Genomic DNA, 13,387 nt, shown 5'->3' on the forward strand with positions numbered 1-13,387 from the left:
AAGGACAAAGGTATGTATCTTATTAAAAAAGGGCTGTTCTTACGAACAACCCTTTAATTAAAATATGTTAAACTTTATTAGTATCCAGGATTTTGGGTCAATGTTCCATCAGATGCATTAATTTGAGCTATTGGAATAGGCATCAAAGATCTATAGGCATCTGTATTGGTTTTCTCCCACCATACATCGTCAAACGTCCCAAAACGGATTTGATCTGTTCTTCTGCTTGATTCTTGGAACATTTCACGTCCTCTTTCTGCTAAGAATTCTGCGGCATCGATAGATGTTAGCGGCGCTACACCTGCTCTTGACCTTATAGCGTTAACGTCTGGTAGGGAAAGACTCCAATCCCCAGCTGCCCTTGCTCGAGCTTCACCACGTATTAAATGCACATCTCCCAATCGAATAATAGGGTAGTCATTGTTCATATTTGATCGACCCAATACTTCAAAACTAAATTTCTTCATGCGCGCTCCAGATTGTCTGATGGAATTGGGTTCTAATTCATTGATTTCAGGAGTATATACCACTTGAAGATCATCGTCATCCGATGCGAAATCAATCAAAGCGTTTCCAGAAAAATCAGTTTGTGGACCTACCAAGAAGTTTGCTTCTTTTCTTAAATCGCCATTTTCATAACTATTGTAAAACTCTTCCAATACCTGAAAACCGTTCCAAGGGGCTTCATCCAAACCATAAGTTAACTGACTAGGTCCATGCAAAGTCATTTGGCTAAAGTTCATACCACCTAAATTTGTGTTATTGTACTCAATGGACCAGATGATTTCTGGATTGTTTTCGTTGGTCGGGGCAAAAATTGCAGGATAACCTTCCAAAGTTTCAGGGTCGGAGTCTACTTCGGGTCTTTTTGATGAGTTTGGAGTGGTACATCCTTCCGCACAAAGAATATATGGACTATTATCAATAATGTAGGATGCTGCCCAATCCGCTTCTTGATATCTTGGCGTACCCGTATATACTTCTGCGTTCAAGTACAATTTTGCCAAGAGGCCCAATGCTGCATATTGGTTGATTCTATAATTATTGACCTCAGTTCCTAAGTTACTACCGGATAAATCCATTCCTGCAGTTACTGCTGGAATGCCCAAAGAGGCTAACAATTCACTCTCTACGAAATCAAAAACCGCCGTACGTTCTGATTGTGGTGCATCCCCTCCAGGTTCCGTTACGATTTTAACACGTCCGAATAAATCCAGAAGTCTCCAATAAAAATAGGCCCTAAGTGCTCTCACTTGAGCTGTTTGATTGGCATTCAAATTCCCTCCAGATAAAGCAATATTACACTCACCAATTCCCCCATAGGCATCGTTCCAAGCTTCACCAATTCTTTCGTGTGCGGCATCCCAAGTATGCCTGTGTAGCTGAATCCAAATACCACCGTCAAACCAGTCGCCTCCTTTTTGGCCTACGGCCATTTCATCGGAAGGTACACTTTGAGAAGCAAAGAAACCGGTGTTGCCCGCAGATCCAGACCTTAGTCTTCCAAATGGAGCCAATAGAGGACCTCCATCCTCACCACCACCTACAGAAACTCCTTCAATAGAGAATTCTTCGGTAATGGTATCTTCCAATTCATCATCTAAATCCGTACAAGAGTAGGCAATCAATGCTACACTTGCCAATGTTAGTTTTAGTATACGTTTCATAATTTTTTTTTTAGAAATTAACATTAACACCTAAAGTAATCGTGGTGCTTGTAAAATAGGCTTCCCTTCTTTCGATACCCGCAATTAAAGGGTTAGCCTGTACCTGTTGTATATTTTGGTTGGGTGTGGATCCTTCCAAGTTACTTAATCCCAATCCACCATCCTGTAAGGAAGGTTCCGGGTCCACCCCAGTATAACCAGTGATAGTGAAAAGATTTTGACCAGCTAATGACAAGCGCAAACCTTTTATATAACTATCCTCTTTCATGTTAAAAGTATATCCAACAGACATGTTATCCAAACGCAAGAAATCAGCTTTCTCAACATAATAGTCACTAAACTGAGCTGTTCTAATATCCGATCTAGCCAAACTTGTGTTCACAAAGTTGTAGGAAGCCTGTGATCCAATAATAGGCTCATAGAAGGCTCTAAAACTGTTTACCAAACTATGTCCTACTACGGCTCTAAAGAATACATTAGCATCCCAATTACCATACGTTATTTGGTTGGTCCAGCCCAATTCAAAATCTGGAATACCACTTCCTAATACCCTGAAGTCGGCATCATCGTCCAAAGCACTACCTTGGCCGGTAACCAAATTACCGTCTCCATTAATATCTACAAGTATTGGTGTCCCATTGGCATCAACATCTCCTGAAAAAACGGGTCCCCAAATTTGTCCAATTTCCTCACCTTCCTTAACCCTAACAACATTGGTGTTATTTTGGCCTGGGGCACCAAGGTTACCGAGGACTTGGTCACCTTGTGGGTTTTCCTCCAAGATGTTTTTGTTGTGAGTGAAGATAAGACCAGTATTATACTTCAGTTTATCATTTCTTACAACATCGTAGTTAGCAGACAATTCAATACCAGTTACACCCAACCGTCCAGAGTTCTGCCATCTTTGGCTAAATCCATTGTTTTCAGCCGCATCTATGTTGGCCAACGTAATGAAGTCATTAATGTCACGAACAAAGTAATCGACTGTGGCTCCAAAGCGATCCATTGCAAATTCAACCCCGAAGTTGAACTCGGATTTTTCTTCCCATTTTAAGTCTGGGTTGGCAGCACGACCTCCAGCTTGTGTTGTGGCAGCACCACTTTGACCGTCAGAACCGTTTTGTACGTTAAAGATTTGTTGGTAAAGACCTACGGATGGTGGAATAGCCCCTGTAAGACCCCAACCGGCACGAACCTTCAAGAGGTTGATGTTTGGTAATTCCAAATACTTATTCAAATCAGCACCCAAGCCTACGGATGGGAAGATACCCCATTGGTTTTCGGAACCAAAACGGCTTGAACCTTCACGTGCTATGGAGGCATCAAAAAAGATGGCATCGTCAAAAGTTACATTAGCCCTACCAAAGAACCTTATGATTCGATCTCCGTCCTCACGGCCACTGTCTGCAACAACACGTCCTGCTTCCAATAAATCCTGTGCAACGCTAATATTATTACTCCAATCAAAATCCACACCTGGAGGAAAATCCCCTACTTGGAAATAGTTGAAATTGTAATCATTTTCTTGAAATGAATAACCAGCAGTGACCGTATAATTCAATTTTTCAGCGGCTCCCTTATATGCTGCATACCCTTCCAATAACCTAAACCTACGTTCCTCACTTCTAAAATCTGCCCTTCCTCGTCTTGTTGGGCTTAAGGCATTACCTCTCCATAGGTTGGTGGTTGGATAGTATTGATTATTATCCCTCTTGATGTTTTGAGCGGCATAGTTAAGGTTGAATGTCAGGTTATCGGTAACCTTATAATTTAGATTAACTCCATAATTCAATGTGGTAGCAGCTGCATCGTTTCTGTTCAATTCAGCTATTGAAACCGGATTGAAGCTGTCGAAAAGCCCCAATGTTTCAAAATAACCACCAAATTGTGACGAATTAAAGGCGAATGGCGCATCGTCCCCAAAAACAGGTGCTGTTGGATTATAACTAGTAGCATAACGCATAGCTTCGTTAAACCCTATTTGTGAATCACGCTGTGTAAAGGCGGCGTTAACATCAATCTTTAGTTTATCGTCAAAAAGGAAACCTGTAAAATTGGTTCTAAGGTTGAACTGTTGAAAACCTGTGTTTATCAAAATATTATCGGTGTCCCTCAAGTTACCGGCAATTCTGAAATTAAAACCATCACCACCTCCGGAAGCTGCGATGTTGTGAACTTGAGCAAATCCGGTTTGGGTTACCTGATCCCTCCAATCGGTATCGCTACCCAAATCATTACCTCCCGTTGCTAAAAACTCTTCACGGTTCATAATGTCTATTTGATTGGCAATTGTTGAAACACCCACTTGTCCATTATAGGAAAGTTGTAATGGTTGGTTTCCTTTTCCTCTTTTGGTAGTGACCACAATTACACCGGCAGAACCTCTTGAACCATAGATTGCAGCTGCCGAACCATCTTTAAGTACGGTTATGTTTTCGATATCCGCAGGGTCTACACTAGCCAGCGAACCTCCCAAGATTCCATCTATTACCACTAAAGGCTGTTGATTTCCTCCAACGGTGGAAATACCTCTAAGTCGAATAACTGGCTCAGCATTGGGATTGCCTCCTCTGTTTACAACACTTAAACCGGCAACTTTACCTTGCAATAACTGCGTAGGCTCTTGCACCACCCCTTGGTTAAAGTCTTCCGTACTAACACTTACCACTGAAGATGTGATTTCTTTTTTTGCTTGGTTACCGTAACCTACAACAATTACCTCATCCAAAGCCTGTGTGTCTTCCACTAAGGTTACATCAATAGTTGTTTGACCGCCCACTGGTATTTCTTGGTTTTTGTAACCAATGTAGCTAAATATTAATACCGCGTCGTCTCCTACCGAAAGGGAGAAGTTACCATCAAAATCTGTCTGGGTTCCATTTGTCGTACCTTTTTCAACAACGCTGGCACCCGGTAGTGGGCCACTAGCATCTGAAACGGTACCGGAAACCTCCTGGGCTTGCGCCAAACCAAAGGACAAAAAGACCCCAAGAACAGCCAAGCTTTTTAGTAGCGTAATCTTCATAAAATGTTAATTTAAGTTGAGTTTAATTAATTTCAAGCGTTAAAAATATGCAAAAATGTCAGAAACAAATCCATTGTATCAGAAATTCAAGTCACGAAACCGTTTTCGTGTTGATAACTTACGAAAATTAAAGGTTTATGAATTTAGAAGGTTTTTAAACATACAAATCGTAAAAATAATAAACCTAAAATGTGAAATTGCAATTTTAGACAAATATGTGGATTTAATTTTTTCTTAACCTTTTCTTGTCAAATACTTAAAGAAATCCAAAACCCTTCTATTTGAATCGGGTTTAAATTTTATTCTAAAATTTATGTAATTTGCTACTTTTTGTTATTCCACCTAATACAATTTTCCAATTGAAAAAGAGAGTCACGTTAAAACAAATCGCAAAGGAATTGGAAGTATCTGTATCTACGGTTTCCAAAGCATTGAAAAATAGTGAGGAAATCAGTAAGGATACAAAGGAGAAGATTCAAGCTTTCGCTAAGCTATATAACTACCGCCCAAATAATATTGCATTAAGTCTCAAGAACAAAAAGACAAAAAATATTGGTGTAATCATACCTGATATTGTCCATCATTTTTTTACAACAGTCTTTAGGGGGATTGAACATTATGCCGGGGAAAGAGGCTATAATGTCATGATTTGTGTCTCTGATGAATCATTTGAAAAGGAGGTTCTTAATATGGAACTCTTGGCCAATGGTAGTATAGACGGTTTCATTATGTCCCTTTCCGCCGAAACACAGGAGAAGAACGATTATACCCATCTCAATGAGGTCTTGGAACAAGGAATTCCCCTTGTACTTTTTGATCGGGTTTCAGACGAGGTGTTATGTGATAAGGTAATTCTCAATGATGCCGAAATAGCCTATGAGGCGGTGGAGTATATGATCCAAACAGGGAAAAGGAATATTGCCTTAATAACCACGGAGGGTTATTTTAATGTAAGTTTTGACAGGGCTAAAGGGTATCAAACGGCAATACAGAAAAATGGATTGGATTACAATGGCGCATTGGTCTTGAGCTTGCCCTATAAAAGTGAGGACGAATCTCCAATCTGGAACTTTTTTGAAAATAATGAAATCGATGCCGTTCTGTGTGTCAACGAAATATTTGCCATTAAGTGTATGGACGTGGTCCAAAGACAGGGAAAAAAGGTGCCGGAAGATATTTCCTTCATCGGATTTACCAATGGAATTTTATCAAGATATTCAACACCTAGGTTGTCCACCGTGGCCCAACATGGTGAACTTATGGGTGAAACCGCGGCGAAGTTGTTGATTGACCGCATAGAAAACGATCTAGAAGGGAATTATAAAACCGAGGTAATTTCCGCTACCTTGATACATAGGGAATCCACCATCAATTAATTACTTTTGCCGGCATGAAACGAGCATTATCAAATTTTTTGAATCATTTCACAAAAGGAATGTTTGAAATTATAATGGGAGCGTGCAGCGCTTGCACACGTTCTCAATTTTATAAGTAGATTATTTTTAAATAATTACTAAAATTTAAATGTGTGAAAAAGAAGGGGTTTATTTTTGATCTGGACGGTGTCATTGTAGATACCGCCAAATACCATTACCTCGCGTGGAAAAAATTGGCCAACGAATTGGGTTTTGAATTTACCTTGGAGCAAAATGAATTGTTCAAAGGCGTGAGTAGGAAACGTTGTCTTGAAATACTTTTAGAAATAGGAAATATTAGTGCTTCACAAGAACAATTTGACCAATGGATGATAGAAAAGAATGAGGATTATTTGAACTATATTGAAAAGATGGATGCTTCCGAGATTTTACCCGATGTACCTCGCGTCCTACAATTTCTTAAAAATAGGGAAGTGCCCATAGCCCTAGGTTCCGCCAGTAAAAACGCTACACCTATATTGGAAAAAGTGGGTCTTTTACCATATTTTAATAGCATTGTGGATGGTAATAGTGTAACCAAGGCAAAGCCGGATCCCGAAGTATTTTTGATAGCCGCTTCAAACCTTAATACAGAACCACAGAACTGCGTGGTATTCGAAGATGCGGTAGCCGGGATACAAGCGGCCAATATTGCCCAAATGACCAGTATAGGAATCGGGGAACCAAGCACCTTGCATGAGGCGGACTATAATTTCAAGGATTTTACGAAAATGACAGATGAATTTTTAAACGACTTACTTCAATAGGGCTTCTTTTTCGGCCTAACAACGTTAAAAGAATTACTTTATCCCAATAAAATATGAATCAGGATTATATACAACCTAACGAGTGGTCCATAATAGAGGAAGGTTTTGATGCGGAAAGGGTGAAATCCTCCGAGAGTCTCTTCAGTATTGGAAACGGGGCCATGGGGCAACGTGCCAATTTTGAGGAAACCTATACAGGTGAAACCTTTCAAGGCAGTTATATTGCAGGGGTTTATTATCCGGATAAAACCAGGGTCGGATGGTGGAAAAATGGTTATCCAGAGTATTTCGCCAAGGTTTTGAACGCTCCCAATTGGATCGGAATTAAGGTGTTTGTCAATGGGTTGGAACTTGATTTGGCCACCTGCAAAAAAGTATCGGGCTTTAGGCGTGAACTGAATATGAAGGAAGGTTGGTACAAAAGAAGCTATAGCGCAGTTTTGGACAACAATGCCGAAGTCCAGGTCAATATTACCAGATTTTTGAGTTTGGACTTGGACGAGGTAGGTGCTATCTCCTTTGATATATCTCTGGAGAATATGGATGGAGAGGTAACCTTCTTTCCTTATTTGGATAGCGGCATTACAAACGAGGACAGTAATTGGGATGATAAATTTTGGAACACCACACATGTTTTCTCTGAGGGCAACAGGGCCTTCATAGAGGCCCACACCATGAAGACACATTTTAAGACCTGTACCTTCATGCAAGCAACCTTGGATTATATGGGCACTTCCATATCTGGAAATCTGGATGTCTCCAAAGACAACTTTGTATCCTTGAAGTTTTCTCAGCACATAAAAAAAGGGGAACATTTAAAACTGACCAAATTTGGTGGGTATACCGTTTCCAGAAACCATCCGGAGGATACACTGTTAAATGCGGCCAATGATGTATTGGACAGGGCCTCCAATATAGGCTTTGAAAACTTGTTGGAAAAACAAAAACAAGCTTGGGCCGGCATTTGGGAAATGAGCGATATCAATATCCTAGGGGATGTAAAAGCCCAGCAGGGGATACGTTTCAATATCTTTCAATTGAACCAAACCTATCTAGGTACGGATTCCAGGCTGAACATTGGTCCAAAAGGGTTTACCGGGGAAAAGTACGGGGGTAGTACCTATTGGGATACGGAAGCCTATTGCATTCCATTCTATATGGCCACAAAAGATGAACTGGTTGCCAGAAAATTGTTGAAATACAGGTACAACCATTTGGAAAAGGCCATAGAAAATGCGGAGAAACTTGGGTTTACGAATGGCGCGGCCCTATATCCTATGGTAACCATGAACGGCGAGGAATGCCACAACGAATGGGAAATAACGTTTGAGGAAATCCATCGAAACGGCGCTATAGCATTTGCCATTTATAATTATTACCGATATACCGGAGACTACTCCTACATTCCTGAAATGGGCTTGGAAGTACTTATAGGAATTGCCCGTTTTTGGCACCAAAGGGCGAATTTTTCCGGCTACAGGAACAAATACGTTATTTTGGGTGTAACCGGTCCCAATGAATACGAAAATAACGTGAACAATAACTGGTACACCAATTATTTGGCCCAGTGGTGCATCCAATTTACCTTGGAGCAATTGGCCAAAGTAGCGGAAGGGTATCCAGAGGATTATGAAAGGGTCATTGGAAAGACCAAATTGTCCTCAACGGAATGTGAATCCTGGAAAAAGGTGGCCGATGCTATGTACTTCCCATATTCGGAGGAATATGGTGTCTATCTTCAACAGGATGGTTTTTTGGACAAGGATTTGATTAAGGTCGCCGATTTGGATAGGACGGAAAGACCAATAAACCAAAAGTGGAGCTGGGACAGAATTTTAAGATCTCCATATATAAAACAGGCCGATGTACTTCAGGGATTCTACTTTTTTGAGGATAGATTTACCTTGGAGGAACTGGAAAAGCACTTTGATTTTTATGAACCGTTCACCGTTCATGAATCATCCTTGTCGCCGTGTGTTCATAGTATTCAGGCCGCCAAATTGGGAAGAATGGAACAGGCCTATACTTTTTACCTAAGAACTTCCCGGTTGGATTTGGACGATTACAATAAGGAAGTGGAGGAGGGGCTTCACATAACTTCCATGGCAGGTACCTGGATGAGTATTGTAGAAGGTTTTGGGGGAATGCGCATAGTAAACGATGGGTTGTCCTTTGATCCAAGAATCCCATGGCAATGGGAGGGATATTCCTTTAAGGTGAACTTTAGGAACAGGATAATCAAGGTCATTGTCTCTTCCGGCGAATTAACTTTTGAGTTGAACGGGGATCACGGAATGTCGATCTTGGTGCGGGGCAACGAATATGAGTTGTTGCCCAAAGCTCCCCTAAAAATACACTAGAACCCCATAATATGCCCGCCGGACTTCTTGTTTGAATTAGCGATTGAAAAATGCAAGGAAAAGTAGTAATCTACCACGTTTTTACCAGGCTTTTTGGTAATACCAACACGACAAATAAACCCTGGGGAACCATTGAGGAAAACGGAGTGGGCAAGTTTGCCGATTTTAGCGATAAAGCCTTATCGGAAATACGTGATCTGGGTGTTTCCCACATTTGGTATACCGGGGTGCCCCACCATGCCGTTATTAGGGATTATACGGCCTATGGCATTTCCAATGATGACCCCAATGTGGTGAAAGGTCGTGCCGGTTCTCCCTACGCCGTAAAGGATTATTACAATGTGAATCCGGATTTGGCCCTAGACCCGGCCAACAGGTTACAGGAATTTAAGGAACTTATAGATAGGACCCATAAGCATGGTATGAAGGTCATTATGGATATCGTTCCCAACCATGTTGCCCGGGATTATCAAGGTATCTCTAACCCCAACGGCGTAGGTAGTTTTGGTGCCGATGACGATACCAGTAAAGAGTATCGGAAAAACAATAATTTTTACTATATACCGGGCTCCTCTTTTGAGGTTCCGAATTGGAAGGATGGCTACCTTCCTTTAGGTGGCGAAAAGAATACTTATATCGGAACGCTAAAGGAAAATCCCGCTAAATGGACGGGTAACGGTTCCAGAAGTTCGAAGCCCGATATGAACGACTGGTATGAGACCGTGCGCATAAATTATGGGGTAAAACCGGATGGAGGTTTGGATTTCGACCTGCTACCGTATGATTTTGGGGAAAAGGACTGTACCGAGCATTTTCGTTTTTGGCAACATAGGGATGTGCCGGATTCTTGGCTCAAGTTTAGGGACATCGCCCTGTATTGGTTGGATTTTGGGGTAGATGGATTTCGTTATGACATGGCCGAAATGGTTCCTGTGGAATTCTGGAGCTTTATGAACTCCTACATAAAAATGCGGAACGAGGATGCCCTATTGATGGCCGAAGTTTATAATCCAGACCTCTACAGAACGTTCATCCATAAAGGAAAAATGGATTATTTATATGATAAGGTCGATTTCTATGACGGATTGAAGCATATCATGAAGGGGTATGGCTGGTCCGATCATATTCCGGTAGTTCAGAACAACTTTAAGGATATAGAACACCACATGCTCCATTTTTTGGAAAACCATGACGAACAACGTATTGCGAGTCCGGAATTTGTGGGAAATGCCAAAATAGGAATGCCCGCCATGGTGGTATCCGCTACCATAAGCACCTCCCCAACCATGATTTATTTTGGTCAGGAAGTAGGGGAGCCCGCAGCCGAAAATCCGGGGTTTGGAAGCGCTTCCAGAACCTCTATTTTTGATTACGTTGGGGTGCCCCACCACCAAAGATGGATGAACAACAAAAAATTTGATGGGGGACAGTTAAGCGACGAGGAAAGGCATTTACGCGTTTTTTATAAAAGATTGTTGAATTTCACCTTGGAAAGCGAAGCCCTAATGGGAGATTGTAGGGAAATTCATTTTTTTAATAAGGAACGTACCCAAAATTATAACCATAGGTTGCTTTCGTACGCGCGATGGTCTAAAAATCAGAAATTGATCATCATCGTTAATTTTGATGTTACTGATTCTTTTTCCTTCGATTTAAAGGTGCCAAGTGAGCTACTGGAACAATGGGGATTAAGGGATGGTACCCACGAATTGAAGGACATCCTTTCCGATAAAAAAAACATATTGAACATTGTAGATAAAGAAGGCCATATTGACCTACATCTTGAACCATTGAAATCCTTTATTTTTGAAATTTTATAGTCTATGTAAGCATCCATCCCAATAACTTTCTGGAGGGTTACTTATATTTGACCGTTTAAAACACAATAGCTAGCACATGAAAAAAGTATTTTCAATCTTGTTAAGTGGAATAACCTTAGCTTCCTGTAATATGAGACAACCATTGGTAATTGGGCACAGGGGTGCCATGGGTCATGAAACCGAGAATACACTGGCTTCCGTTCAGAAGGCTATGGATTTGGGCGTTGATATGATAGAAATAGATGTGTTTAAGATACAGAGCGGGGAAATTGTGGTTTTTCATGATGAAACTGTGGATGAATTGACCAACGGCCCCGGAAAGATCGAGGAGTACAATATTTTCGACCTAAGCAAATTAATCGTAAATGGGGGACACAAGATTCCCATGTTGCAGGATGTCCTAAAATTAATTGACAATAAAGTTGCCTTGAACATCGAATTAAAAGGAGATAAAACCGCCGATAAGGTAAACTATATCATGAACTACTACATAGAAAAAAAGGGATGGTCTCCTGAGAATTTTATCATTTCCAGTTTTAAATGGGACGAGTTACGGGAAATGCGAAAACTGAACCCCACTGTTCAGATAGCGGTGTTAACCGAGGATAACCCTGTGGACGCCATTCCTGTGGCTAAGGAAGTGAACGCTGTGGCTATCAACCCTTATTATAAAAATCTGGATATGGAGTCTGCCAAAAAAATCAGGAAAGCAGGATTCAAAATAAATGTTTGGACCGTAAATGAGGATTTTGATATTGATGCCATGAAAAAAATTGGTGTTGACGGTATCATTACCAATTATCCTGAAAGGGTACGGTAATGTTCGATGTGGTCATAGTTGGTGGCGGAGCGGCCGGTTTTTTTGCGGCCATCCATATCGCCGAGGCTAGACCCCAGTTGAAAATTGCCATCCTTGAACGGGGAAAGCAAGTTCTGACCAAGGTTAAGGTATCGGGGGGTGGAAGATGCAATGTTACCCATGCCGAGCTCAATCCAGCTGATCTTGTTTCCAATTATCCAAGAGGGGAAAAAGAGTTGTTAGGGCCTTTTCATACCTATGCCAGTGGAGATACCATCGGGTTTTTTGAAAAAAGGGGCATCGCATTAAAAATAGAGGAGGACGGCAGAATGTTTCCTACAACGGATTCCTCCCAGACCATTATCGATTGTTTTACATCCGAAGCAGATAGATTGGGCGTACATATCATTCGAATTTGTACCGTTACGGGATTTATGAATATTTCTTCTGACGAAGGGGATCTATGGGAAATAAGCACTGCCAAAAAAACGTATAGATCCAAAAAGTTGTTGTTGACTACTGGAAGCAACCCCAAAATTTGGGATCTATTGAGCGGTTTGGGCCACACCATCGTTCCTCCGGTACCTTCGCTGTTTACCTTCAATATTCAGGACGAACGCATCAAAAATATACCGGGTATAAGTACACATGCCGAAGTTGCCGTTTTGGACAAAATAAAATCTCGAAGGAATAACGGTCGTGTGGGCCATAGCGAAATCCTGTCATCGGAAGGGCCGTTGTTGATTACCCATTGGGGAATGAGCGGCCCGGCCATTTTGAAGCTTTCGGCATGGGGCGCACGGATTTTGGCATCCTATGAGTATGAGTTCAGGATTAAAGTGAACTGGGTGCCGGACTATCATGCCGACGGTCTCCTGGAATTATTTATGAAAGTGAAGCAGGTGGAGAAAAAGACCGTTATAAGAACCAAGGTTTTGGATATCCCAAAAAGATTATGGGCCAATTTGGTGCGGGCATCAGGTATCGATGATGCACTTACATGGCCAGAAGTAAGCAAAAACCAGTTACAGGACTTAACGGCACAATTGACGGAAAGCCTGTTCTTCGTAAATGGGAAGAGTACTTTTAAGGAGGAATTTGTGACCGCAGGGGGCTTGGACTTAAAGGAGGTCAATTTCAAAACCTTTGAAAGCAAAGTGCTCCCAAATGTTTATTTCGCTGGTGAAATATTAAACATTGATGCGATAACAGGGGGCTTTAATTTTCAAAATGCCTGGACGGGCGGTTTTTTGGCGGCTCAGGGAATCGTCAACAGTTTTGATCGAACGTAAAAGGATGGGTAAAAAAATCGCATTTTTAAGGGGAATCAATGTGAGTGGGCAAAGAAAGGTGTAAGCTTCCCCTAGATAGAACTGTTTATTTTTCTAAAACTTCATCAAAGTTATTGTTTTTAATTCCTTGAGCGGTACCGCTCAAGGAATTAAGCTCCAAATATTGCTTTGGGGACAGATATCCCAAGGCCTTATGTGGCCTATGATTGTTGTAATCCTCCATCCAAATCCTTGTCTGTTCC

General features: G+C 41.3%; 9 protein-coding genes. 6 read left to right on the plus strand and 3 right to left on the minus strand.

Annotated elements, in window-relative coordinates; all coding sequences use genetic code 11:
• Nucleotides 1–77: 77 nt before the first annotated feature.
• Nucleotides 78–1,667: a RagB/SusD family nutrient uptake outer membrane protein gene (locus BFP75_RS07060; RefSeq protein ID WP_099544554.1), complete on the minus strand. Its 1,590-nt coding sequence runs from the start codon at nucleotides 1,665–1,667 to the stop codon at nucleotides 78–80.
• Between the two features lie 10 nt (nucleotides 1,668–1,677).
• Complete coding sequence (locus BFP75_RS07065) at nucleotides 1,678–4,692, minus strand: SusC/RagA family TonB-linked outer membrane protein (RefSeq protein WP_099544540.1); 3,015 nt, start codon at nucleotides 4,690–4,692, stop codon at nucleotides 1,678–1,680.
• Between the two features lie 359 nt (nucleotides 4,693–5,051).
• Between BFP75_RS07065 and BFP75_RS07075 the strand changes: the two genes are divergently transcribed.
• The 6 genes from BFP75_RS07075 (at nucleotide 5,052) to BFP75_RS07100 (ending at nucleotide 13,145) form a co-directional block, all read left to right on the plus strand.
• Nucleotides 5,052–6,068, plus strand: coding sequence for a LacI family DNA-binding transcriptional regulator (locus BFP75_RS07075; RefSeq protein ID WP_099544555.1), 1,017 nt, complete (start codon nucleotides 5,052–5,054; stop codon nucleotides 6,066–6,068).
• Between the two features lie 152 nt (nucleotides 6,069–6,220).
• Nucleotides 6,221–6,874 (plus strand): beta-phosphoglucomutase, encoded by a 654-nt coding sequence (gene pgmB / locus BFP75_RS07080; RefSeq protein WP_099544542.1) that lies wholly within the window; start codon nucleotides 6,221–6,223, stop codon nucleotides 6,872–6,874.
• 53 nt (nucleotides 6,875–6,927) lie between these two features.
• Nucleotides 6,928–9,234: a glycoside hydrolase family 65 protein gene (locus tag BFP75_RS07085; RefSeq protein WP_099544543.1), complete on the plus strand. Its 2,307-nt coding sequence runs from the start codon at nucleotides 6,928–6,930 to the stop codon at nucleotides 9,232–9,234.
• Between the two features lie 50 nt (nucleotides 9,235–9,284).
• Nucleotides 9,285–11,054 carry an alpha-amylase family protein gene (locus tag BFP75_RS07090; RefSeq protein WP_099544544.1) on the plus strand — a complete coding sequence of 590 codons (1,770 nt, stop codon included), beginning with the start codon at nucleotides 9,285–9,287 and terminating at the stop codon, nucleotides 11,052–11,054.
• Between the two features lie 76 nt (nucleotides 11,055–11,130).
• Nucleotides 11,131–11,874 carry a glycerophosphodiester phosphodiesterase gene (locus BFP75_RS07095; RefSeq protein ID WP_099544545.1) on the plus strand — a complete coding sequence of 248 codons (744 nt, stop codon included), beginning with the start codon at nucleotides 11,131–11,133 and terminating at the stop codon, nucleotides 11,872–11,874.
• Nucleotides 11,874–13,145, plus strand: coding sequence for an NAD(P)/FAD-dependent oxidoreductase (locus tag BFP75_RS07100; RefSeq protein WP_099544546.1), 1,272 nt, complete (start codon nucleotides 11,874–11,876; stop codon nucleotides 13,143–13,145). The genes BFP75_RS07095 and BFP75_RS07100 overlap by 1 nt, the downstream gene beginning before the upstream one ends.
• Before the next feature lie 85 nt (nucleotides 13,146–13,230).
• On the opposite strand, the gene BFP75_RS22680 is transcribed toward BFP75_RS07100, so the two are convergent.
• On the minus strand, nucleotides 13,231–13,387 hold a 157-nt coding region (locus BFP75_RS22680; protein WP_165776559.1), incomplete at its 5' end, for an integrase core domain-containing protein.

Origin of the sequence: Maribacter sp. 4G9 (genome assembly GCF_002742265.1) — a bacterium.
Classification (GTDB): domain Bacteria; phylum Bacteroidota; class Bacteroidia; order Flavobacteriales; family Flavobacteriaceae; genus Maribacter.